Genomic DNA, 22,427 nt, shown 5'->3' with positions numbered 1-22,427 from the left:
CAAGTCCGGACCGGCGGGTTCTTTCATGCCCCGGCGGAAATCGGCCGTTTTCGACTGTGGACAGCCCGCTCCGGCCAGGGTGAGAGGATTGACTAATGACTGCAACCCTTGTTGCCAAGGACCTTTCCGGTGGTCACGATCACCGCACACTCTTCTCCCAGCTCTCCCTGACCGTTGCTCCCGGCGACGTCGTCGGCGTCGTGGGTGCCAACGGTGCAGGAAAATCCACCCTGCTCCGCCTCCTTGCCGGCGTCGACGAGCCGCAGGGCGGCACTGTCAGCCTCGCCCCGGCAGACGCCTTCGTCGGCTGGCTGCCGCAGGAACACGAGCGGATCGCCGGTGAAACGGTGGCCGGCTACATCGCGCGGCGCACCGGCTGCGCCGAGGCCACCGCGGACATGGAGTCCACCGCCGAAGCCCTGGGACTGGGCGCTCCGGGCTCCGATGACGCCTACTCGCTGGCCTTCGACCGCTGGATGGCATCCGGCGCCGCGGATCTTCAGGAGCGGATCCCGCCGGTCCTGGCCGATCTTGGCCTCGAGGTGGGCCCGGACGCGGAGATGACGGGACTCTCGGGTGGGCAGGCCGCCCGGGTGGCGCTCGCGGCCCTGCTGCTGAGCCGCTTCGACGTCGTGCTGCTGGACGAACCGACCAACGACCTTGATCTCGGCGGCCTCGCCAAGCTCGAGGCCTTCGTGCAGGGCCTGCGCGGCGGCGTCGTCCTGGTCTCGCACGACCGCGAGTTCCTCGCCCGCTGCGTGACCACCATCGTGGAGCTGGACCTCGCCCAGAACACGGTCGCGGTGTACGACGGCGGCTATGAGGCCTTCCTGGAGGAACGCGCCGTCGCCCGCCGGCACGCCCGGGAACGCTTCGAGGACTTCGCCTCCACGAAGGCGGACCTCGTCGCCCGGGCCCGCACCCAGCGCGAGTGGAGCTCGCAGGGCGTCCGGAACGCCATGAAGAAGAGCCCGGACAATGACAAGATCCGGCGCGCGGCCAGCACCGAGTCCTCCGAAAAGCAGGCCCAGAAGGTCCGCCAGATGGAGTCCCGGATCGCCCGCCTGGACGTCGTGGAAGAGCCCCGGAAGGAATGGCAGCTGCAGTTCAGCATCGGGGCCGCGCCGCGTTCCAGCTCCGTGGTGGCCACCCTCCGGGACGCCGTCGTGCGCCAGGGCGGCTTCACCCTGGGACCGGTGAACCTGCAGCTGAACGCAGGCGAACGGATCGGCATCACCGGCCCCAACGGTGCCGGCAAGTCCACCCTGCTCCGGCTCCTGCTCGGCGTGCAGCAACCCGACTCCGGTGAGGCGTCGATGGGCGCCTCGGTGGCCGTCGGGGAGATCGACCAGGCCCGCGGGCTGCTGGCCGGCGGGCTGTTGCTCGGGGACGCCGTCGATGCAGTGCTGACCGACCTCACCCCCGCGGAAGTCCGGACCCTGCTGGCCAAGTTCGGCCTGAAGGCGGACCACACGTCCCGCCCGGTGGACTCGCTGTCCCCGGGGGAGCGGACCAGGGCCGCCCTCGCGCTGCTGCAGGCGCGCGGCGTGAACCTGCTCGTCCTGGACGAGCCCACCAACCATCTTGACCTGCCCGCGATCGAGCAGCTTGAGGAAGCCCTCGAAAGCTACGACGGCGCGCTGCTGCTCGTCAGCCACGACCGCCGGCTGCTGGAAAACGTGCGCCTGGACGTACGCTGGAACGTCTCGGACGGCGTCGTCAGCGAACTGCACGCCGACGCCCCGAAAGGCAACACCAAATGAGCATGGACCGGGTAGCCTGGAGCTCCCTCTACAACATCACCCGCGCCTCGAGCGGCTCCAAGCCGTTCTCGAAGGAGACGCTCAAGCGTGTGTTCAGCTTCGCGCGGCCCCACCGCGGCAAGCTGACCGCCTTCGTGCTGCTGTCCATCGTGATGGCCGTGCTGGCGGTGGCCACCCCGGTCCTCGCCGGGCAGGTGGTGGATGCGATCATTGCGGGCGCCGGCACGGACACCGTGATCCGGCTGGCGCTGCTGATCGCCGTCGTGGCAGTCGCCGAGGCCGGGATCGGCCTCGTGACCCGCTGGATGTCCTCCACAATCGGTGAGGGCGTGATCGTGGACCTGCGCACCAAGGTGTTCGACCACGTGCAGAAGATGCCGATCGCGTTCTTCACCCGCACCCGGACCGGGGCGCTGGTCAGCCGGCTGAACAATGACGTGATCGGCGCGCAGTCGGCCTTCGCCGGCACGCTGTCGGGCGTGGTCAGCAACGTCGTGGCCCTCGCCCTGACCCTGGCGGTGATGCTGAACAAATCCTGGCTCGTCACCGTGCTGGCCATGGTCCTGCTGCCGATCTTCCTGATTCCCGCCCGCCGGATGGGTTCCAAACTGGCCGACCTCCGCCGCGAGGCCGCCGGACACAACGCCGCGATGGGCACCCAGATGACCGAGCGGTTCTCCGCCCCGGGCGCCACCCTGGTGAAGCTCTTCGGCCGCCCGGATGAGGAATCCCGGGAGTTCGCCCTGCGTGCCGGCCGGGTGCGGGACATCGGCGTGCGCACGGCCATGCTCCAGTTCACCTTCGTGACGGCCCTGACGCTCGTCTCGGCGCTGGCCCTGGCGCTCGTCTACGGCCTCGGCGGCTGGCTGGCGCTCGGCGGGCAGCTCGCGGCCGGCGACGTCGTCGTGCTGGCGCTGCTGCTCACCAGGCTCTATGCGCCGCTCACGGCGCTCTCCAGCGCCCGGGTGGAGATCATGAGCGCCCTGGTCAGCTTCGAGCGTGTCTTCGAGATCCTGGACCTCAAGCCCCTCATCGTGCAGAAGCCGGACGCCGTGGCCTCCCCGCACGGCCCGCTGTCCGTGGAGTTCGACGACGTCCGCTTCGCCTACCCCTCGGCGGACAAGGTCTCGCTGGCCTCGCTGGAGGACGTGTCCACCCTGGATACCCGGGGCGGCGAGGAGGTGCTGCACGGCATCAGCTTCCGGGTGGAGCCGGGCCAGACCGTTGCCCTGGTGGGCTCCTCGGGCGCCGGCAAGTCCACCATCGCGCAGCTGCTGTCGCGGCTGTACGACGTCGATTCCGGCGCCGTCCGCTTCGGCGGCACGGCGCCCGGCACCGGCGTGGACGTCCGCGACCTCACCTTCGATTCCATGCGCCAGACCCTGGGCATGGTGACGCAGGACGGGCACCTGTTCCACGAGTCCATCGCCTCCAACCTGCGCCTGGCCCGCCCGGAAGCCACCGACGAGCAGATGTGGGACGTGCTGCGCCAGGCCCGTCTCGAGGAGATGGTCCGGTCCCTGCCGGACGGACTGGACACGGTGGTGGGGGAGCGCGGCTACCGGCTCTCCGGCGGCGAACGCCAGCGCCTGACCATCGCACGGCTGCTCATTGCCCAGCCCCGGGTGGTGATCCTGGACGAGGCGACTGCCGCACTGGACTCCACGAATGAAGCCGCGGTGCAGGAGGCGCTCGGCGCCGCGCTGCAGGGGCGCACTGCCGTCGTGATTGCCCACCGGCTCTCCACCATCCGCGCGGCCGACGTGATCCTGGTGGTGGAGGACGGCTCCATCGTGGAGCGCGGCACCCACACCGAGCTCCTCGCCGCCGCCGGCCGCTACGCGGAGCTGTACCGGACGCAGTTTGCCGAGGCCACCAAGGTCGCCGAGGAAGCCGTGCCGGGGCTCTAGCAGGAGGCGTCGGGGCAAAGCGCCGCCGGAGTTTCCCCAGGTTTGACGGCCGCGCCCGGCGGGTCGGCCAGAATGCCCGGTGATTCCCGGTGTCGTGGTTTCAAAGCTGGGGAAATTTAGCACGCCCCTGGTCCGGGCTGCCGGACAGTGCCGGCAGCACGTGGGCTGTGAGCAGCGGGGCGAGGTCGTCCGGCAGCTCTGCGGCCAGGTCCAGCCAGCGGATCTCGGCGATCTCGGCGGACGGATGCGCGCTCCAGACCCCCGGGGCCGTGAAAACGGTGGCCTCGATCAGGGTTGCGTCCTCATTCGCGGCGTCCGCCAGCCAGATGCCCAGGAGCTCCAGCTTCCCGGGGGCCAGCACGATCCCCACCTCCTCTTCCAGCTCCCGGGAGGCCGTCTCGGCGGCGGTTTCGCCTGCCTCGGGCTTGCCGCCGGGATTCATGAACTTGTCCGTGCCCCGTTTGCGGACGGTCAGGAGGCGGCCGCCGTCGTCGAAGACGCAGACGGCGGAGACGATGATGAGGGGATTCACTCTCATGAGCCTAACCGGCGGGGTCCAGCCGCCGCAGCACCGATTCCAGGAGCTGGTCTTTTCCCGGCCCCCGCACGTCCCAGGCATAGCTGAAGTGGTCGGGGCCGTGAAGCGAGTACGTGACCCGGTAGGTGTCCGGCTCACACCAGTGCTGGTCCTGGCTGGCGTTCGGCCTGAAACTCATGCGGTGGAACGGCCGGCCGTCGGAAAAGGCCACGTCCATCGCATCCGGAGATTCCGTGCGGTTGAACAGATAGTTCCGGCTCGCCGGGCCGGTAAAGGGCTTGCCGTCCATGGCAGCGGCGGTCAAGCGGACGGTTCCCTCTTCGTGGAAGCTGAGCCCGGCGCCGTCGTCCACCGCGGTAAAGCGCACGACGCCGGTGAAGGTTCCGCGGGTGCCCGTGGCGCGGTCCAGCAGGGTGCGGTCCACGCTCCAGGCGCCCAGCAGGTAGGAGCGGAGATCGAAGTCCGGACCGGGGTCCGGGGCAGGCGGATTCAAGTGCCCTCGATTGGAATCGAACCAACGACACCGGCTTTAGGAGAGCCGTGCTCTATCCACTGAGCTACGAGGGCGGGCGTCCGGGCGGCCGGCCGGGGCCGGCCCTTTCGGACACGGATATAAGCATACAAGGTGCGGACGCGTACTACGCTCATGGCATGGCAGCCGCAGCAACCGCTCTCAGCAACCACGCCGTCCAGTTCCCGGATGTGGCGTCCACCAGGTTCTATGTCGGCGCCCTCGCGAAGCTGAGCGTGCTGCAGTATTTCGTGGCGGAGACCGCCGTGATCGGTGCCTGGGCCGGGCGCGGGCCGTACAGCCGCCGGGACGGATTGATCAGCGACCTCGGCGCCGTGGCGTGCGGCGAGTTCGACGGCCGGGATGTGTGCTCGCCGGCCCACCTGCTCATGAATGCCTCGTTCGTGGTCCAGGGCCTGGGCATGGCGGTGGGGGCCCTGCTCCTGGGCTCCGTGCTGCTGTGCACGGCGGCCCGGCCGCGGCTTGCTCCGGGACCGGCCCGGCGGGCGCGCGGGGCCGCGGCGGCCGCTGTCCGGGCCCTCACGTTTGCGGCCGGCGCCGGCACCGTCGTGGTGGGGCTCGTGCCCGAGGACGCGGGCTCGGCCTGGCATCTCGTGGGCGCCGTGGCGTACTTCGCGGGCGGAGCCGTGGCGTTGCTGCTGCTGGGCTGGCTCTGGTTCCGGCAGACACCGCTGGGCTGGCTGATCCTGGCGTGCGGTGTGGTGTCCTTCGGGGCGCTCGTGACGAGCGCGGTGACCGGCCTGCACGTGCCCGAGCCTGGAACCCTGGAGCGGCTGATGGGATACCCCATCACCATCGGCGTGGGCGCGGCAGGCCTGGTCGTGGCGCAGCGCGTCCGGCAGGAACGCGCCGCCCGGAGGGTGCACCTGGTCCAGGAGGCGCAGAAGGCCGGGCATCGGAGTTCTGCGACGGGGAGCTTAAGGGCGGGGAAGGTGCCGGCGCGGGAACCTGAGGCGGACCACAGGTAATGCGCGGCCGGGGAATCTTTGGGGCACAGAGCCCCCTGATGCCAGGAAGTTCGAACTGCCGGGCACGCGCCGGCCTTCCGGATCAGCGCAGGTAATTGCCGGTGTGTCCCATGCCCGGTACCGGCCTGACCTTGCATTATCATAAGGGCACTCGCCGGAACATTCCGGCGGGTCGTGCGCGATTCGACATTACCGCACGCCGACACGCCGACTTGCAGCCTATGGGGACTAATGCCTGATCAGTTTGTCTTGCCGCGCCTTGACGCAGGAAGCGTCTCCGCTGGGCAAAAAGGTGCCGAGCGGGGCCGCCTATGGCGTGCGGAGAAGCGTTGCGAGCAGCTGCCGCGCCGCCGCCGTCGAATTGCCGTCCGTTGACCGTTGAAGCCCTGGCCGGGCCCGACGAACGAAACCCCGAGGACGAACCGGTAGACGAGCTCGCCGCCCCTGGACCTGACGCGGGAGACCCGATCACGGTCCGGCTGACTGACCGGGGCATCATCGAGGTCACGCTTCCGCCGAACCAGGTGATCGAGGGGCCGCAGGCGCGTGCCGCGGGCGCCGCGGTCCGCTCCCTCGCCCAGGGGCGGCGCCTGCCGTTACTGCTGGTCATCACCGGCGTCGTGGGCGTCAGCGTCGAGGCCCGGCACACATACACGACCTCGATTGCCGTCTCCGCCTTTGCCCTCGTGGGCGAGAGCCCGGTGGACCGGGTCATCGCCCATTACCTGCTGCGGTCGAAAATCGAGACGATCCCGGCACAGTTCTTCACCTCCGAGTCGGACGCCGTCAAGTGGCTCAGGCAGCACGCGCGTGACGAGTGAGCCGCCGGACCCCCGGCTCCATGCACTCGTGGAGGGCATCGTCCGGATCGCCGGGGGGGACCTGACCACGAGGATCCCGCTCTCGGAGGCCCGGGACGACGTCGCGGCCGTCATAACCGGCATCAACCTGATGGCGGACGACCTGCAGACCATCTACCAGGAGCTCGAGGACCGGGTCGAGAGCCGCACCGCCATGCTGCGCGAAGCCCAGGTGGAACTCGAGCGGATGGCGCTGACGGACCCGCTGACCCAGCTGGCCAACAGGACGGCACTGAACGCGGCACTCAGCCAAGCACTGGCGGAGACGTCCCGCGGCGAAATGCCCCCCGCCCTCCTGATCCTCGATCTTGATTCGTTCAAGGGGATCAATGACACGCTGGGACACAGCGCCGGTGACGACGTCCTGCGCATGATCGCCCGGCGGCTTCAGGCAGCCGTCCGCGAGACGGACACCGTCGCGCGGCTCGGCGGCGACGAGTTCGCCGTCATGCTGCCCAAGTCGAACCTGGTCCGGGCCCGGCGCGTGGCCAACAGAATCCTCAAGGCACTCAGCGAGAGCCTGGACGTCGGGGACCTGCGCGTCACCTGCGGCGCCAGCATCGGCCTGCGGGTCGCGGAACAGGGCCAGACCGCGGAGGAACTGGTGATGGAGGCCGACACGGCCATGTATGCCGCCAAGGCCCAACCGCACAGCAGCATCAAGGTGTTCGAACCGGCGCTGCTGTATGCGCGGCGGCTCCAGAGCGTCATGGTCACCGAAATGCGCGAAGCAATCCGCAAGGACCAGCTGACCCTGTACTACCAGCCGGTGGTGGCACTCGCGACGGGCAGGATTGAAGGCGTCGAAGCGCTGGTGCGGTGGAACCACCCCGCACGCGGGCTCCTGATGCCTGACCAGTTCATTCCGCTGGCCGAGGAGACCGGGATGATCGTGGACCTGGGCCATTGGGTCTTGCGCCATGCGGTCCGCCAGCTGCGGGACTGGCAGCAGGAGTTGCAGGTGGACAGCGGCTTCAACGTCCGGATCAACATCTCAACGACAGAGCTGCAGAGCCTGGACCTGATCGAGCACGTGCGCGACATCCTGACCGAGACGGGCGTGGATGCCTCAAACCTCGTGGTGGAGCTGACGGAATCCATGGCCGTCAACGGCGGGGACGTGGACCAATACTCGCTGAGCGGGCTGCGCCGCCTCGGCGTGAAGCTCGAAATCGACGACTTCGGCACGGGGTACTCCTCCATCAGCTACCTGAGGAAGCTGCCCGTGAACGTGGTCAAGATCGACAAGAGCCTGATCGACGGCCTCGGGTCCGACGAGGATCAGGGAAGTTTCGTTGCCGCGGTGCTGCACCTCATCCATGCCTGCGGCCTCACGGCAGTTGCCGAAGGCATCGAGACGGCCGAGCAGGCGGCGGTGCTCGCGGAAATGGGCTGTGCCAGCGGCCAGGGCTACTACTTCGGCCGCCCCATGCCCCCGGCAGACCTCGCGGCCCTGGTCAGCCGGCCAGGCTCAGGGCAGCACTAGCCTTTTCTGATCGGTTTCCGGTATCGCTTTCCGGCACGACGGCGGCAGGGCGGCGGCAGGGCGGCCGGCTGGGCACAAAAACGGCGGGTATCGGATCGCTACCCGATACCCGCCGTCTGTTATTGCTTCTGAAGTTACTTCTTCGGAGTGGAGTTCGGCCACCAGTTGACGGCTTCGATGGAGCCCTGGCCGGAGTTGTCACTGCTTGCCGAGACTGCAGCCGAGGCGGAAAGGCCTGCTGCCGCCAGCGCGCCGGCGACGAGGAGTGTAGCGAGGGTTTTCTTCATTTAGTACTCCTGATACGTAAGGGGCGGATGTGGCTCATGTGATGCAGGCTCAGTATAGGGGCATCCGATATACCATGGTGTAACAATCTGTCGCGGAGGTCAGTTCCATGTGTTACGTGCGCGCGCCCGCGCAGGTCTTGCGGAAATATGGCGCCGTCTTGCTTTCCGGTTTTGTTCAATTTCACTGCGGCGGCAACGGATAATTGAGCCATGCAACAAAACTTCGTTTCGCCGTCGTATGTCGCCGCCGAGCTGCAGGCACGGAAAAACCGGGCCGATCACGATTTCGCCGAGGCCGCCAGCAGCGCGAAGGCAGCCGCGGATATCGCCCGCAGTGATGGTGATATGGACTCGTGGTGGAACATGACGTTTTTCCAGGCGGAAAATCTTCTGGACGCGGAGGACTTTGACACATGTGCTGATCTGGCCACCGGACTGGTCGATTGCCCGCGCGGGACGTCCGAACGCCACGACCTGGCGCGGACCTATATTCTGCTGGCCAAGGCCAAGCAAGGGGCAGGCCAACTGGAACAGGCCGCCGATGCCGCCCGGGCAGCCGTGGAGCTGGTGTCAGACGACCCGGACGTGGAGACAAACGTTTTGGCGAGGCAGGCTCTCATCGCCGCGCTGGCGGATACCGGCCGGCTTGACGAAGCATGGGCGGAATGCCTGGCCCTGGCGGACGTGATTTCCGCCGAAGTCGATGACCAGTTGGTGGGAAAGGCGTACTGGGTGATCGGAAACGTTGCCTTTCTGTGTAATGACGTACAGCAGGGGCTGAACTATCACGAGCTCGCGGCCGCGACCTTTTCGCCGGCGAGAAACCTGGATGTCTGGGCAAAGTTCAACAAGGCTTCGGCGGCCATGCGGCTCGCTGCCGACGTGGCCGACGCCGACACCCTGCGGTGCATTGAACGGGCGGAACTGGCGACGGACGTCATCGGGGGAAGCGCAAACGACTTCCTGCTGATGAAGGTGAACCGCGCCCACTGGAGTACCCTGGCCGGCGATCCCGCAGACGCGATTGAGTTACTCGAACAAGTTTGCGCTGACGAGGACAAGACGTCGCCCCAGATACTCGGCGAGGCATACCTGTTGCTGGGCAGGGCAAATGCCGCGACAGGAAACCAGGCTGCTGCCCGTGAGCACCTGCTGAAGGCCGCCGATCACTTCGAGGCGGCCGGCGCCCCGCAGCGTGCAGACCAGGCACGGGAGTTCCTGGCCGGCGGGGCCTGACACCGCGCAGGATCCTCGTGGGCATGCCCTCCGTTCCGGTCCTCGGATGGACATATCGGGATTATGTCCAATGGCCGGGCCTAGGGCTGGGCATGTCCCGTGGAGGGAGCGGCGGAGGCGGCACGCTTCCGGCCGAGGAGCACCGCGGCGCCGCCGGCCACCAGGCTCAGCACCAGCAGCACCCAGCCGGCGAGGGTGAGCCCGGACGCCAAGGCCACCTGCCCGCCGTCGACCGTGTCCGCGGACATCATCGCGTCGATGGCCGTGTTGCCCCAGAGCCGCACGACGGCAAAAAGCAGCGGCACCGCCCAGAGCGCCCAGCGCAGCGGCTTCCGGGCCACGTTCGTCCCGATCAGCAGCAGCCAGCTGAAGCCGAAGATCAGCGGGAAGAGCATTCCTGCAGTCTTGTGGACGTAATTGAGCTGCCCGCGGGCGTCCCCGTCCATTGCGGCGCGCAGGTGCTCGACATAGCCCTGGTCGAAGCCGCCGATCAGCGAATCCGGCATGGCCAGGCCGCCGGACAACTGCGTGAGCTGGTTCAGCGTGAGCAGATGGACGTACCAGAACAGGAACAGGCTGGCCACGACTCCGGCGATCACGATCAGACTGCTGTTGTTCTGCGCCTTCTGCGGCGTCCTGCTGGTGCTCGGGTTGATCACCGACGGCAGCTGGTGCTGGGGAACGGCCGCATTGGCGCCGTGCTTCTTGATCCGCTGTGCGGGTGTCTTGGCCATGACTTTATTATCGTCCGTCTCAGCGGGCTGGTGTGTCGCAGCCCGTTCCTGGCGGCGCCGGGTCGGCCGTCCGTCTGTTCACTACCCTGCGGGCGCCGATAGTCTGGGACGCGTGACCGAACTAAGCAGAAATGAACTTGGCAAACACCGGCTTGGCCGGCACAGCACCGCGGAGCTCGACCCCGCGCTGGATGACTACCAGCTCGCCGAGGCGCTCGTGCGCGAAGCAGGCACGCTGGCGCTGCTGATGCGGCAGGCGGGGCTGGAGGGCCGGCAGAAAACATCCGTGTCCGACGTCGTCACCGCCGCCGATCACGCCGCGGAGGCCTATGTGCTGGAGCAACTCCGGCGCTGCCGGCCCGACGACGGCATCCTGGGGGAAGAAGGCGCCGACGTGACAGGCAGCAGCGGCCGGACCTGGGTGATCGACCCTGTCGACGGGACCTACAACTTCCTGCACGGGTCCACCTACTGGTGCTCCGCCATTGCCCTGAAGGACTCCTCCGGCGTGCTGCTCGGCGCGATCTTCCAGCCGGAGGAGGACAAGCTCTGGCTCGGCGGGACGTCGCGGCACGCAACGCTCAACGGGGAGCAGCTGACCACCTTCCGGTACGGCGACGCGGGGGGCAGCGGCCGGTCCGAAACACCGCTTTCCGAACTCGGCGCCGCCACCTACATCCACCCCACGTGGCTTGCCGACCCGATGTGCGCCATGCCCTGGCACGCTGCGGCGACGTCCGCAGCGTCGCTGCGCATGTTCGGCTCCGGATCCTGCGACCTCGGCCGGGTGGCCGACGGCGCGGTGGGCTGCTGGTTCCAGCACAGCTGCCCGGAATGGGACTGGCTGCCCGGCCAGGCGATCGTCCTCGCGGCGGGCGGCGCGGCCGACGTCGTGCGGGTCAACGGGCTTGACTGGTTCCTCGCAGGAGGCACGACGGCGGTCCGGGAGCTCCGTGCCGCGCTCCAGTCAGGCACGGTCGGCTAGGTCCCGCAACGCTCCTCGCCTGCTCCGCGGAGCATGCTCATTCTTCGCGGTGAGCATCGGACAGGATGGTCGTATGTCCACCGGCCACGGACAGGGGTGGGCATGCCCCGCGGACCGGGAGTCCCCTCCGCGGTTCCGGGACCCTGTTGCCGGGCCGGGGGCGCGGTCTATACTTCCGGACATGGGGGAGAGAACAGCAATTCCGGACGTGCCCGATGTGCCGTCCACGCGGGGACCGGCCGGGTTGCGGACCCGCCGGCTGCGGGGGCTCGTATGAGCGGCTACCTCGCGGAATCCGTACTTGATGAGGCCCGCGGCGCCAAGCGGCTCCTCCTGGAGTCAGGTCTGGGCGCCACTTCCCAAGGACTGGTGGAAAACCCGAGCTTCTTCCACGGGTTTGCCGCGAGGCCGGACGTGGTGTCCAGTGCGCTGCTGGCCGTTGCCGACGTGGCGGCGTCGAGGTACTTCGATGCCGCGTTCCGGGTCAGCGACGTTTTGGATCCGGTCATGACGGCAGGCGGAGACCGCCTGCGCTGTGAGTCGTTTTCGGCCTGCAACGGGGTCCAGGCACGGCTGGACCTGCTGGGCAGCGGCCTCGACGGCGGCGAGATCGGCTTCGGCACCGCCAACGTGGACATCAACAGCCCGTTGCGGTCCTCGCTCGCCAACGTGCACCGCAGCGAACTGCTCCACCTTGACGTCGGCCGGGAGCAGCTGGTGGTCTCCACGCCCGGGGAGAGCCATGTGGAGCGGAAGGTGGAGCTTCCGGACCGGTGGATCCGTGGCTTCGCGGAGACCCCGGCGATCGCTGCAGGCATGACGCATCTGGCCACGCTCTCCGGCTCCGCCATCAGCCAGTTCCTGGGCTCACTCCCGGCCGCGCAGCCCGGGCGCACGGTCTTCCTGCTGCCCTCGGCCCGGGGACTGCGCGAGGTGGCCACGGCGAAGCAGTCAACGGTCACGCTGGCGGGCACCGGGCGGCTCGCGGCGGCCAGGCGGGTGGCCAGGTTTGCCACCCGCCTGGACATCTTCCGGCACGACAACGGGGCCAGCGGCTGGGTTTTCCGGCTTCCGGGCGCCGGCTTCACGCTGCTGCTGTCACCGGCGGCCGGCCGGGGTTTCTCGGGCGAAGGCGGGATCCTGGCAGCGCTCGCCGCCCCTGGCGTGACGGAAGCAGGGACGACGGTCCTGGACTTCCTTGGATGGCAGGCGGTCATTTCGACCGAGACGCTCCGCGCCAGGACCGGGCTCGCGGCGGAACGGGTCAGTCATGGACTCGCCTGGTTGGGGGCGTCCGGGAAGGTGGGCTTCGACCTGCTGGAAAACGCCTATTTCCACCGGGAGCTGCCGCTGGACCAGGACCGTACCGTCAAGGACCACCCGAGGCTTCGAGCTGCCCGCGATATCGTGGCCCGGGGCGGGGTATCCCCGGTGGAGGACCGCTGGGATGTCCTGGCTGGAAACGGAACGCGGGTGCGCCGGGTCACGTTCAGGGACGAAAGCTACCAGTGCACCTGTGCCTGGTGGTATGACTTCCGCGGCTCCAGGGGCCCCTGCAAGCATGCGCTCGCTGTCCAGCTCGTCCGGCTCGAGACGGCACCGGGCCACGGACCGGAAAACGCATGACGGCGCCGGAGAACCGCGGCGACCCGCGGCTCGTGCAGGAGGTGCGCCGGCTCGTCAAGACGGGGGACCGGAGTGCTCTGCCCGAGTACATCACAGCGACCCCGCCGGACGAGCTCGCCGAGGCGGCGAAATGGTTTGCCAAAGGCGGCCGGACCCTGCTGACCCAGGACATGGACTGGCGGATTCATGAGAGCATCAGCCTTGCCGACCGCTCAACGGTGAGGGAGATGGTCACCGTCGCCGTCAGTGCACCTGCCGATGCCGCCAGGTTCCTGCCCTGGCGGGAGATGGCATGGAGCAGCGATGTTCACATCCTGATGCTGTTGGATGTCCTAGTTTCAAGAGGCGACGACTGGTGCCGGCGCTTCGTGGCCGCGGCGATCAGCCGGAACGCAAAAGCGGGACAAGAGAGGGCCACTACCGTCATCCGTTGTTGCCTGCCGCTCATTCTGCACTTTGGCGTTTCCACTGCAGATTTCGAGGCGTATCCGCGGCTTTGGGCGTTCTACTACCGGGACCTCGCGGGCGGCCGGATCCGCGAGGCATTCCGCATCGGTCCCGCCGGAACCGCGGTGGTCTTTCCGAGGATGCAGAAATCGTTGCTGGAGTTGTGGGACCAGGACGTGACCGCCGCGAAAACACTCCTGCGGTGCTTTGAGGTGCCGGACGCGCTGGGTCCGCTGGCCAGGCAGCTAACGCGGACAGAGTGGACCGTCGGGGCCGCAGTCCGCGGGTACCTCGACAGGGGGACCTTCCGCAGCGAGGAGGTCTTCGGCAAAGTCCGCACGGCACTTGCACGGGACGACGGACTCCCGACCCAGAGAGTGCTGGCCGATGTCCTGAAGTCGTGTCCGCCCAGTCCTGAGGAGGTGGCCGCCAGCATACCGCTGTTCTTGTCCACCGTCGCCACGGCTGCCGGGTTCCTGTCCTTCCTGGCATTTGGGCTTCTGCTCCGCGCACCGCTGGACGGCGGCGATCTCCAGGACCTGAGCGACGCCGTGTTCGGCAGGACAGAGAAGAAGCCGCAGGAGCTTTTGGTCCGGCACCTCAGGTCGCCCCAGGCTTCAGGGACTTACGACGACGGCGTCCTTGCCGCCTGCTGGGAGGCGGCGGCAGGATCTTCGGACCTGTTGATCAGGACCAGGGCCAAGGAGATGGCGGGGAGACCGCTGGGATCGATTCGGGAAGAGTCACTGTCCGCCACCTCACTCTGGGGAACGGGCGTCCGGGAGCCTCCGGAAATTCCCCGGTATGTGGCACCGGAAGCCGATTCCAGGAAAGGGCTGCCTTATTGGAACCGACAGTGGGAACATTCCATCGCCGAAGAGCAGTATGTCGATCATTTCCTGCGGAACGTCTACCACGTTTCCCAGAACGTGCGGGACTGGTATCGGCGGAGATATCGTGTTGACTTCGGGCCATTTCCTGGAGACACGCCGCCGCCGACGAGCTGGCGGCGCTGGGCGGACCCGGGCCCGGAGGTTGCCTTGGCGATGTGGGCATCAGGGGAGCACAACCTGGCCGCTCACCGGAATCTGACCGGATGGGTCCGGGCGTCACTGTCCCGCCCCTCCGGCACAGACGACCCTTTTGGCAACTCGAATCCTTTGGCCGCTGTCCACATATTCCGTCACAGCGAGCTGGCGGTCCAGGCAGGAACGGTGCCGTACTCCCTGGCCACACCGAGCTACGACAACTTCCGGGTGGAACTGGGCAGGCTGGTGTCCCTGCTGCGGCTTTTTGAGCGCGAAGGCTGGGCCTATGGGGAAGCCGACCTGTTCCAGGCACTCCTGCGGCTGGGGCCCTTGGATGCGAGGCTGGCGGCCGATATCCCTGAACTAGCCGTCCGGCCGCTTGACGGCCCGGACGGCCAGGAGCGGCTCGCCGGTCGAATTCTCCGCGAATGGGTCCGGGGAGGAGGATTCAGGCCCCGCCGGTGGACGCACCGCTCACCCTGCCCATGCCTTTGGAACGGTTTCCGTCGATCCCCCGGGAGTTGCTCTCATCAGAGTTGTGGGGTGGCAGCGGACGCAGGTACCTGGGTGACTGGCTTGCCTGTACGGCCTCGGCGGTTGTGCCGTTCTGGCCGGACCTCGGCGCCCTGTGGTCGGAACGGGGGCTGCTGTGCGGCGGCCTGGTCGTCTCCATGCGGGCAGGTGGCCTGGCAGGGGCAACGGCCGGAGAGCTCGGGCAACGGACCCACGATTGGTTCATTTCCATGCTCTCCAGCAGCCGTCAGGAGGACCGGGACCGCGCCGTTGAAACGGTGCTGGAACTGGCCGCGAGGCGCCAACTGTCAGCCGAACACCTGGCCATGGCTGCACGGAAGCACGTCGAGGCAGGTGACCAACCGCTGGGCCGGTTCGTGCGGACCCTGGCGCTGGTGGCCTACGAGGGTCATCTGGACTGCGTCTGGCCCGCGTTGACGGCCTTGGTGATGGTGTCAGCAGGACAGCAGAAGCTCCCGGCCGGGATGCCGGAGCTGCTGGCCACCTGCACAGAACTATGGGACGTCATTCCTGGCGGACAGCGGACTCCGGAATCCGTCCCCGCGGAGTTCACGGTGGCGGTTGCGGCGTTGGCTGAAAAGTCCACCACTAAAACGGCCCTGGAAGCGAAGCGGCTCGCGGCGCGGATGGGGCTTCAACCGTCAGCCTCGCTGTGATGTTCCGCTGAAGGCGTACCCTCCCGGGTCCGCCCCGCCAACAGACAGCATGGGACATGCCCATTCGTGGCCGCCAGGACTGGACATAGCGGGCATATGTCCAGTGGTTGCGCGCAGGGGAGGGCATGTCCCGAGGGGGCGGACGCCACCGTCAGTGGCACCGCCTAGACTTAGATGCACCATGGATATGTTGTTTGACCCCTACGCCGACGGACCCTTCCAAGCTGCCTCCAAGGCGTCGGCGCCCACCAGATCCCCTGCCGGATCAGCCGCCGGGCACGGCGCGGCGGCCCACGGCTCGGCCCCTGACCCGGTCCCAGGTGCGGGCCCAGGTTCGGCCCACGGCGCGGCGGCCGGATTAGGGCCAAACGCGGCCTACGCGGGAGATCCTGCCGGCTGGGACCGTCCGGTCCTGCCCTCCGCGGAGGAGCTCCTGGAGGGGCTCAACCCGCACCAGGAGGAAGCCGTCAAGCACGCCGGCAGCGCCCTGCTGATCGTCGCCGGCGCCGGCTCGGGCAAGACCCGGGTGCTCAGCCACCGGATCGCCTACCTCATCGCCACCCATCGGGCGCACCATGGCGAAATCCTGGCCATCACCTTCACCAACAAGGCCGCGGCCGAAATGCGCGAGCGCGTCGAGGCCCTGGTCGGCGGCCGCGCCAAGACCATGTGGGTCTCCACCTTCCACTCCTCCTGTGTCCGGATCCTGCGGCGGGAGGCCAAGAACGCCGGCCGGAACTCCAACTTCTCCATCTACGATTCCGCGGATTCGCTGCGCCTGATCACGCTCGTGGCAAAGAACCTGGACCTGGACCCCAAGCGGTTCGCGCCCAAGGCCATCCAGCACAAGATCTCGGCGCTCAAGAACGAGCTGGTCGACGCCGACAGCTACTCCTCCAGCGCCAACTACAACGACCCCTTCGAGCGGGCCGTCGCCGAGGTCTTCGCGGGCTACACCCAGCGCCTGCGCCAGGCCAACGCGATGGACTTCGATGACCTGATCGCCGAGACCGTGTACATGTTCCGGGCCTTCCCGGCGCTCGCGGACTCCTACCGGCGCCGCTTCCGGCACGTCCTCGTGGACGAGTACCAGGACACCAACCACGCCCAGTACGCCCTGGTGCGCGAGATCGTCGGCGAGGGTCCCGGCGCGGCCGAGCTCACCGTCGTCGGCGATTCGGACCAGTCCATCTACGCCTTCCGCGGGGCCGATATCCGCAACATCGTGGAGTTCGAGAAGGACTACCCGGACGCCCGCACCATCAAGCTGGAGCAGAACTACCGTTCCACCCAGAACATCCTGAGCGCTGCCAACTCGGTCATCTCCCGCAACCCGAACCGGCCGGAGAAGCGGCTGTGGACCGCGGAGGGCGAAGGCCACAAGATCATCGGCTACGTCGGTGAGAACGAGCACGACGAGGCACAGTTCATTGCCAAGGAGATCGACCGCCTCCAGGATGAGGACGACCTCCGCCCCGGCGACGTCGCGATCTTCTACCGCACCAACGCCCAGTCCCGCTCCATCGAGGACGTCCTTGTCCGCGTCGGGCTGCCGTACAAGGTGGTCGGCGGGACCCGGTTCTACGAGCGCAAGGAAATCAAGGACGCGCTCGCCTACCTGCGCGTGCTGGTCAACCCGGACGACGACGTCAACCTCCGCCGCATCCTCAACGAACCCAAGCGCGGCATCGGCGACCGTGCCGAAGGTGCCGTGGCGGCCCTCGGCGAGCGGGAACGGACCTCCTTCATGGCCGCCGCCCGCCGCGCCGAGGAGGCGCCCGGCATGGCCACCCGGTCCGTCAACGCGGTGGTGGGTTTCGTGAAACTGCTCGATGACCTGGCCGAGGTGGCCGCCGGCTCCGGCGCGGCCGCAGCCCTGGAAGCCGTGCTGGAACAGACCGGCTACCTCGCCGGGCTCCGCTCCAGCACCGACCCCCAGGACGAATCCCGGGTGGAGAACCTGGCGGAACTTGTCGCCGTCGTACGCGAATACGAACGTGACAACCCCGAAGGCTCCCTGGGGGCCTTCCTGGAGCAGGTGTCCCTCGTGGCCGACGCGGACCAGATCCCCGATGCGCCGGCGGGGACCGCCGACGACCTGGCCGCCGCCGTCGCCGAGGCCAAGCGCCTGGGCGTGGTCACGCTGATGACGCTGCACACGGCCAAAGGCCTGGAGTTCCCCGTGGTATTCCTCACCGGCATGGAACACGGCCTGTTCCCGCACCAGCGCTCCGCGACGGATCCCAAGGAACTGGCCGAGGAGCGCCGGCTGGCCTACGTCGGCCTGACCCGGGCCCGGAAGCGCCTGTACCTGACGCGCTCCGAGGTGCGCAGCATGTGGGGCCAGAGCCAGTACAACCCCGCGAGCCAGTTCATCGAGGAGATCCCCGCCGGGCTCGTGGAATGGAAGCGGGAAGGCTCCAGCCGCCAGGCCGGCGGCTGGGGGAGCGGCGCCCCCATCGGTTCAAGCCGCTACGGGGGATCCTTCTGGGGTGCCGGAACCGCCCGCGGCGCCGAGGCCAGCCCGTCCGCAGGGTTCAACGCCGACGTCCCGGCCGCCGTCGCCAAGAACCGGGTGCAGCCGCAGAAGGAAATCGTGGCCGTCAGCGTGGGGGACAAGGTCAACCACACGAGCTTCGGCAACGGGACCGTCCTTGCCGTGGAGGGCGCGGGGGACAAGTCCGTCGCGAAGGTGAAGTTCGACGTCGGCGAGAAGCGGCTCCTGCTCCGCTACGCCCCGCTTACCAAGCTGGACGCATAGCTGGACGACTGAGGGCGGGAGCGGTCAAATTCCCCGTAATCTAGGGGTTTTTCTACGTTCCATAGAATAGTGTCCTTCCTCACATAACAGGTACTCTGGAACGGGCCGGTCCGCAGGAAGGACTAGAGTTCCGAAAGGAGTATTGCGCCGTGTGGCTCGTTTCCAAGCCTGTCGCAGGGCGCGTTTATTCCGCAGCCCGGTAACCGCGAGTACGTGGGGTCCGGCTGTACAGAAACTACTTCGACGTAGAAGGACACTAACCCGTGGACCTGTTTGAATATCAGGCGCGCGATATGTTCGAGGCGCACGGTGTACCCGTGCTTGCTGGCATCGTGGCGTATACCCCTGAAGAAGCAAAGGCAGCTGCCGAGAAGATCGGCGGCGTAACTGTCGTAAAGGCGCAGGTCAAGGCCGGAGGCCGCGGCAAGGCCGGCGGCGTCAAGGTCGCCAAGACCGCCGATGAGGTGTTTGAACACTCCACCAACATCCTCGGTATGGACATCAAGGGCCACACCGTTCACAAGGTGATGATTGCCCAGGGCGCGGATATCGCCGAGGAATACTACTTCTCCGTCCTGCTGGACCGGGCCAACCGCAACTACCTGGCCATGTGCTCGGTTGAGGGCGGCATGGAAATCGAGGAGCTCGCCGTCGAGCGCCCCGAGGCCCTGGCCAAGATCGCGATCGACCCGGCCGTCGGCATCGACCAGGCCAAGGCCGACGAAATCGTTGCCGCCGCAGGCTTCGCCGAGGAACTGCGCGGCAAGGTCGCCAGCGTGATCCTGAAGCTCTGGGATGTTTTCAAGAAGGAAGACGCCACCCTCGTTGAGGTCAACCCGCTGGTCCTGACCGGCGCCGGTGACATCGTTGCCCTGGACGGCAAGGTCTCCCTGGACGAGAATGCCGGATTCCGCCACCCGCACCACACGGCGCTCGAAGACAAGGACGCCGCTGACCCGCTGGAGGCCAAGGCCAAGGCGCAGGACCTCAACTACGTCAAGCTGGACGGCTCGGTGGGCATCATCGGCAACGGTGCCGGCCTGGTCATGTCCACCCTGGACGTCGTTGCCTACGCCGGTGAGAACCACGGCAACGTCAAGCCCGCCAACTTCCTGGACATCGGCGGTGGAGCGTCCGCCGAGGTCATGGCTGCCGGCCTCGACGTCATCCTGGGCGACGAGCAGGTCAAGTCCGTGTTCGTCAACGTCTTCGGCGGCATCACCGCCTGTGACGCCGTGGCCAAGGGCATCGTCGGCGCACTGGCCGAGCTGGGTTCCTCCGCGAACAAGCCGCTGGTGGTCCGCCTCGACGGCAACAACGTCGAGGAAGGCCGCCGCATCCTGGCCGAGGCCAACCACCCGCTGGTTACCCTGGCCGCCACCATGGACGAGGGCGCCGACAAGGCTGCCGAGCTCGCCAACGCAGCGAAGTAAAGGGACCCGACTATGTCTATTTATCTGAACAAGGACTCCAAGGTCATCGTCCAGGGCATCACCGGCGGCGAAGGCACCAAGCACACCGCCCTCATGCTGAAGGCGGGTACCAACATCGTCGGCGGCGTCAACGCCCGCAAGGCCGGCACCTCGGTCCTGCACGGCGACAAGGAAATCACCGTCTTAGGCACCGTCAAGGAAGCCATGGCGGAGACCGGCGCCGACGTGTCCATCGTCTTCGTGCCGCCGGCCTTCACCAAGGACGCCGTCGTCGAAGCCATCGAGGCCGGCATCGGCCTCGTCGTCGTCATCACCGAAGGCGTGCCGGTCCAGGACTCTGCCGAGTTCTGGGCACTGGCCCAGTCCAAGGTCGACGCCGGCGGCAAGCAGGTCACCCGCATCATCGGCCCGAACTGCCCCGGCATCATCACCCCGGGCGAGGCCCTCGTCGGCATCACCCCGGCGAACATCACGGGCAAGGGCCCCATCGGCCTCGTCTCCAAGTCGGGCACCCTGACCTACCAGATGATGTACGAACTGCGCGACCTGGGCTTCTCCACCGCCATCGGCATCGGTGGCGACCCGGTCATCGGCACCACCCACATCGATGCCCTCGAAGCCTTCGAAGCCGACCCGGAGACCAAGGCGATCGTCATGATCGGCGAAATCGGCGGCGACGCCGAAGAGCGCGCCGCGGACTACATCAAGGCCCACGTCACGAAGCCGGTTGTCGGCTACGTGGCAGGCTTCACCGCTCCGGAAGGCAAGACCATGGGCCACGCCGGCGCCATCGTCTCCGGCTCCGCGGGTACCGCCCAGGCCAAGCAGGAAGCCCTCGAGGCTGCCGGCGTCAAGGTCGGCAAGACGCCGTCCGAGACCGCCAAGCTCCTGCGCGAAGTCCTCGCAGCGCTCTAGGCTCCACGCACCACGGTTTTACAGCACTACAGTTTTACAGCACTACAGCAACGCGGGGTCACTTACGGCCCGTCCCACCCGGTGGGATGGGCCGTAAGTGACCCCGCGTTGCGTGTTTAAGTACAGTACGACGGCGGCCCTAGACCTTGGCCCCGCTGAGAAGCTCCTCGAGCCGTTCGTAGCCTTCGGACATGCCGCCCTCCATGCCGGACTGCGCCATGCCGTCGCGGGCCTCCATACTGGGGTAGACAGCATGTCCGCGCAGCCGGCAGCGGCCGCCGCCGAGGTCCTCGAAGGTCATGGACTCGATGCTGACGACGTCCGGGTAGCCGTCGAACTCGAAGGTCTGGATGGCGAACTCATTCTCCCGGACCGTGTGGAAGACGCCGCTGAAACCGTAGACGTTGCCGTCCGGCGCGGTGTGGGTGTAGCGGTAGCTGCCGGCGGTGCGGAAATCGTAGTGATCGATGTCCATCTTCAAGCCGCGCGGGCCGAGCCATTGGGAGACGAGTCCGGGTTCCTTGTGCGCCCGGAAAACGTCGGCGACAGGGAAATCGAACTCGCGCTCAAAGTCGATGAAGGGCAGGCCCTCCGGGACAGTGAGTTTCAGTGCGTTGCTCATGATGCGTCCTTTGCCTGGGTGCCGCGTGCGGCGGCACGGGATTGAAGCACGGCGTCGAGGCTGCGGAACTGTCCCTCGCGGACCAGCCGGTACTGGTCGATCCAGGCGGTCAGCGCCTCCAGCCGTGCGGGATTCAGGTGGACGGGCCGGCGCTGGGCGTCACGGGTGCGCGTGACCAGCTGCGCCTGCTCGAGGACCTGGATGTGTTTCGAGACCGCCTGTTTGGTGATCGCGAACGGTTCCGCCAGTTCATTGACGGTTGCCGGGCCCCGGCTGAGCCGGGCGATGATGCGGCGACGGACGGGGTCGGCGAGGGCCAGGAAGGCCGCGTCGAGCAGTTGGTCGTCGCCGGAATCCATGTGTGGCTGCGCCTCCTTGTAATCAATGAATAGGTTTATCAACCTCTTAGTTGTTAACACTACGCCGGGCTTTCGACCTCCGCAATAGGCCGCGGCGGCTGAAAAGTCTTGCCACCGCTCTCGGTTATTTGTTAGTATGTCAGGACAAACTATTGAAGGAGAAGCCAGTTGCCCCTCGTGCGAATCGACGTCAACCTGGGCCGCAGTCCGGAACAGCTCCGTGCGCTCAGCCAGGGCATCCATGACGCCATCCTCGCCGAATATGGCATTCCGGTACGGGACTACTTCCATGTGCTGACCGAGCATCCCCACGGGCAGATTTTCGCCCAGGACGCCGGCCTCGGATTCGAGCGAACGCCGGATGTGGTGATGATCCAGATCTTCACGCAGGGCGGACGCGGCCGGGAGTCCAAGCAGTCCCTGTTTGCTGCCATTGCCGGGAAGCTGGCGGCTTTGGGGGTCGGCGGCGAGGATGTCTTCATCGGCTATGTCGAGAACACCGCGGAGGACTGGTCCTTTGGTTTTGGCCGCGCCCAGTATGTCACCGGCGAGCTGGCCGTCCCCAAGAAATAGAACCCGGGTTCGCCTCCCGGAACGCCCGGCTTCGGCATCATGCAGGCACCCTATGGCAAGTTGTAAATATGTCAGTACAAACCTTTGACAGGACATGAATTCTAGGGCAAAGTAGTGGATGTGTCCCGGCTCACGCCGGCCCGCAAAGCACCGAAGCCCCAGCTGTGTAGAGGT

Annotated in this window: 19 protein-coding genes and 1 tRNA gene; 13 read left to right on the top strand and 7 right to left on the bottom strand. The window is 67.4% G+C overall.

What is annotated here, in order from left to right:
• Window positions 1–95: 95 nt before the first annotated feature.
• Together ACQCSZ_RS15755 and ACQCSZ_RS15750 are read left to right on the top strand one after the other, a co-directional pair.
• A complete protein-coding gene (locus ACQCSZ_RS15755; RefSeq protein ID WP_427004665.1) occupies window positions 96–1,763 on the top strand; it encodes an ABC-F family ATP-binding cassette domain-containing protein in 1,668 nt (555 codons plus the stop codon).
• Window positions 1,760–3,673 (top strand): ABC transporter ATP-binding protein, encoded by a 1,914-nt coding sequence (locus tag ACQCSZ_RS15750; protein ID WP_427004664.1) that lies wholly within the window; start codon window positions 1,760–1,762, stop codon window positions 3,671–3,673. The genes ACQCSZ_RS15755 and ACQCSZ_RS15750 overlap by 4 nt, the downstream gene beginning before the upstream one ends.
• Window positions 3,674–3,773: 100 nt before the next feature.
• Here the strand turns inward: ACQCSZ_RS15750 and ACQCSZ_RS15745 are convergent, their stop codons facing one another.
• The 3 genes from ACQCSZ_RS15745 to ACQCSZ_RS15735 all read right to left on the bottom strand — a co-directional run bounded on the left by ACQCSZ_RS15745 (window position 3,774) and on the right by ACQCSZ_RS15735 (window position 4,778).
• Complete coding sequence (locus tag ACQCSZ_RS15745; protein WP_427004663.1) at window positions 3,774–4,205, bottom strand: NUDIX hydrolase; 432 nt, start codon at window positions 4,203–4,205, stop codon at window positions 3,774–3,776.
• A 10-nt stretch (window positions 4,206–4,215) separates the two neighbouring features.
• Entirely contained in the window at window positions 4,216–4,704 is a 489-nt protein-coding gene (locus ACQCSZ_RS15740) for a DUF6314 family protein (protein ID WP_427004662.1), read from the bottom strand.
• 1 nt (window position 4,705) lies between these two features.
• Window positions 4,706–4,778: transfer RNA gene (locus tag ACQCSZ_RS15735), tRNA-Arg, on the bottom strand.
• An 84-nt stretch (window positions 4,779–4,862) separates the two neighbouring features.
• Between ACQCSZ_RS15735 and ACQCSZ_RS15730 the strand changes: the two genes are divergently transcribed.
• From ACQCSZ_RS15730 to ACQCSZ_RS15720, 3 genes are all read left to right on the top strand, one after another.
• Entirely contained in the window at window positions 4,863–5,711 is an 849-nt protein-coding gene (locus ACQCSZ_RS15730; protein ID WP_427004661.1) for a DUF998 domain-containing protein, read from the top strand.
• Between the two features lie 371 nt (window positions 5,712–6,082).
• Window positions 6,083–6,532, top strand: coding sequence for an STAS/SEC14 domain-containing protein (locus tag ACQCSZ_RS15725; RefSeq protein WP_427004660.1), 450 nt, complete (start codon window positions 6,083–6,085; stop codon window positions 6,530–6,532).
• The gene (locus tag ACQCSZ_RS15720; protein ID WP_427004659.1) at window positions 6,522–8,057 is read left to right on the top strand and encodes a putative bifunctional diguanylate cyclase/phosphodiesterase; all 1,536 of its coding nucleotides are present in this window, start codon (window positions 6,522–6,524) and stop codon (window positions 8,055–8,057) included. Before ACQCSZ_RS15725 ends, ACQCSZ_RS15720 begins: the two co-directional genes overlap by 11 nt.
• Window positions 8,058–8,191: 134 nt before the next feature.
• Here the strand turns inward: ACQCSZ_RS15720 and ACQCSZ_RS15715 are convergent, their stop codons facing one another.
• Window positions 8,192–8,344, bottom strand: a complete 153-nt coding sequence (locus ACQCSZ_RS15715) for a hypothetical protein (protein ID WP_211879426.1) — start codon at window positions 8,342–8,344, stop codon at window positions 8,192–8,194.
• A 210-nt stretch (window positions 8,345–8,554) separates the two neighbouring features.
• Here ACQCSZ_RS15715 and ACQCSZ_RS15710 point away from each other — a divergent pair, with 210 nt between their 5' ends.
• On the top strand, window positions 8,555–9,580 hold the full coding sequence (locus ACQCSZ_RS15710) for a hypothetical protein (protein WP_427004658.1): 1,026 nt from the start codon (window positions 8,555–8,557) through the stop codon (window positions 9,578–9,580).
• A gap of 80 nt (window positions 9,581–9,660) precedes the next feature.
• Here ACQCSZ_RS15710 and ACQCSZ_RS15705 read toward each other — a convergent pair whose 3' ends face one another.
• Window positions 9,661–10,314: a hypothetical protein gene (locus ACQCSZ_RS15705; protein ID WP_427004657.1), complete on the bottom strand. Its 654-nt coding sequence runs from the start codon at window positions 10,312–10,314 to the stop codon at window positions 9,661–9,663.
• A gap of 187 nt (window positions 10,315–10,501) precedes the next feature.
• Between ACQCSZ_RS15705 and ACQCSZ_RS15700 the strand changes: the two genes are divergently transcribed.
• The 6 genes from ACQCSZ_RS15700 to sucD all read left to right on the top strand — a co-directional run bounded on the left by ACQCSZ_RS15700 (window position 10,502) and on the right by sucD (window position 20,699).
• Complete coding sequence (locus ACQCSZ_RS15700; protein ID WP_427008364.1) at window positions 10,502–11,299, top strand: inositol monophosphatase family protein; 798 nt, start codon at window positions 10,502–10,504, stop codon at window positions 11,297–11,299.
• A 273-nt stretch (window positions 11,300–11,572) separates the two neighbouring features.
• Entirely contained in the window at window positions 11,573–12,925 is a 1,353-nt protein-coding gene (locus tag ACQCSZ_RS15695) for an SWIM zinc finger family protein (RefSeq protein WP_427004656.1), read from the top strand.
• Between the two features lie 1,936 nt (window positions 12,926–14,861).
• On the top strand, window positions 14,862–15,590 hold the full coding sequence (locus ACQCSZ_RS15690) for a hypothetical protein (RefSeq protein ID WP_427004655.1): 729 nt from the start codon (window positions 14,862–14,864) through the stop codon (window positions 15,588–15,590).
• 181 nt (window positions 15,591–15,771) lie between these two features.
• Window positions 15,772–18,351 (top strand): DNA helicase PcrA, encoded by a 2,580-nt coding sequence (gene pcrA, locus ACQCSZ_RS15685; protein WP_427004654.1) that lies wholly within the window; start codon window positions 15,772–15,774, stop codon window positions 18,349–18,351.
• 263 nt (window positions 18,352–18,614) lie between these two features.
• Complete coding sequence (gene sucC, locus ACQCSZ_RS15680) at window positions 18,615–19,784, top strand: ADP-forming succinate--CoA ligase subunit beta (protein WP_427004653.1); 1,170 nt, start codon at window positions 18,615–18,617, stop codon at window positions 19,782–19,784.
• A gap of 12 nt (window positions 19,785–19,796) precedes the next feature.
• On the top strand, window positions 19,797–20,699 hold the full coding sequence (sucD, locus tag ACQCSZ_RS15675) for a succinate--CoA ligase subunit alpha (protein ID WP_427004652.1): 903 nt from the start codon (window positions 19,797–19,799) through the stop codon (window positions 20,697–20,699).
• 139 nt (window positions 20,700–20,838) lie between these two features.
• On the opposite strand, the gene ACQCSZ_RS15670 is transcribed toward sucD, so the two are convergent.
• Window positions 20,839–21,321 (bottom strand): SRPBCC family protein, encoded by a 483-nt coding sequence (locus tag ACQCSZ_RS15670; RefSeq protein ID WP_427004651.1) that lies wholly within the window; start codon window positions 21,319–21,321, stop codon window positions 20,839–20,841.
• Window positions 21,318–21,680 carry an ArsR/SmtB family transcription factor gene (locus ACQCSZ_RS15665; protein WP_427004650.1) on the bottom strand — a complete coding sequence of 121 codons (363 nt, stop codon included), beginning with the start codon at window positions 21,678–21,680 and terminating at the stop codon, window positions 21,318–21,320. Before ACQCSZ_RS15665 ends, ACQCSZ_RS15670 begins: the two co-directional genes overlap by 4 nt.
• Window positions 21,681–21,848: 168 nt before the next feature.
• Here ACQCSZ_RS15665 and ACQCSZ_RS15660 point away from each other — a divergent pair, with 168 nt between their 5' ends.
• Window positions 21,849–22,253, top strand: a complete 405-nt coding sequence (locus ACQCSZ_RS15660) for a tautomerase family protein (protein ID WP_427004649.1) — start codon at window positions 21,849–21,851, stop codon at window positions 22,251–22,253.
• Window positions 22,254–22,427 lie beyond the last annotated feature (174 nt).

It is taken from the genome of Pseudarthrobacter sp. H2 (genome assembly GCF_050157045.1).
Classification (GTDB): Bacteria; Actinomycetota; Actinomycetes; order Actinomycetales; family Micrococcaceae; genus Arthrobacter.
The sequence above is the reverse complement of the archived record's forward strand: the minus strand, read 5'-3'. Positions and strand labels throughout refer to the sequence as shown.

Excerpts from the sequence above, each read along its gene's own strand:
- ACQCSZ_RS15755 (WP_427004665.1), top strand. The coding sequence starts at position 96 with ATGACTGCAACCCTTGTTGCCAAGGACCTTTCCGGTGGTCACGATCAC.
- ACQCSZ_RS15750 (WP_427004664.1), top strand. The coding sequence starts at position 1,760 with ATGAGCATGGACCGGGTAGCCTGGAGCTCCCTCTACAACATCACCCGC.
- ACQCSZ_RS15730 (WP_427004661.1), top strand. The coding sequence starts at position 4,863 with ATGGCAGCCGCAGCAACCGCTCTCAGCAACCACGCCGTCCAGTTCCCG.
- ACQCSZ_RS15715 (WP_211879426.1), bottom strand. The coding sequence starts at position 8,344 with ATGAAGAAAACCCTCGCTACACTCCTCGTCGCCGGCGCGCTGGCGGCA.
- ACQCSZ_RS15710 (WP_427004658.1), top strand. The coding sequence starts at position 8,555 with ATGCAACAAAACTTCGTTTCGCCGTCGTATGTCGCCGCCGAGCTGCAG.
- ACQCSZ_RS15705 (WP_427004657.1), bottom strand. The coding sequence starts at position 10,314 with ATGGCCAAGACACCCGCACAGCGGATCAAGAAGCACGGCGCCAATGCG.
- ACQCSZ_RS15695 (WP_427004656.1), top strand. The coding sequence starts at position 11,573 with ATGAGCGGCTACCTCGCGGAATCCGTACTTGATGAGGCCCGCGGCGCC.
- pcrA (WP_427004654.1), top strand. The coding sequence starts at position 15,772 with ATGGATATGTTGTTTGACCCCTACGCCGACGGACCCTTCCAAGCTGCC.
- sucD (WP_427004652.1), top strand. The coding sequence starts at position 19,797 with ATGTCTATTTATCTGAACAAGGACTCCAAGGTCATCGTCCAGGGCATC.
- ACQCSZ_RS15670 (WP_427004651.1), bottom strand. The coding sequence starts at position 21,321 with ATGAGCAACGCACTGAAACTCACTGTCCCGGAGGGCCTGCCCTTCATC.
- ACQCSZ_RS15665 (WP_427004650.1), bottom strand. The coding sequence starts at position 21,680 with ATGGATTCCGGCGACGACCAACTGCTCGACGCGGCCTTCCTGGCCCTC.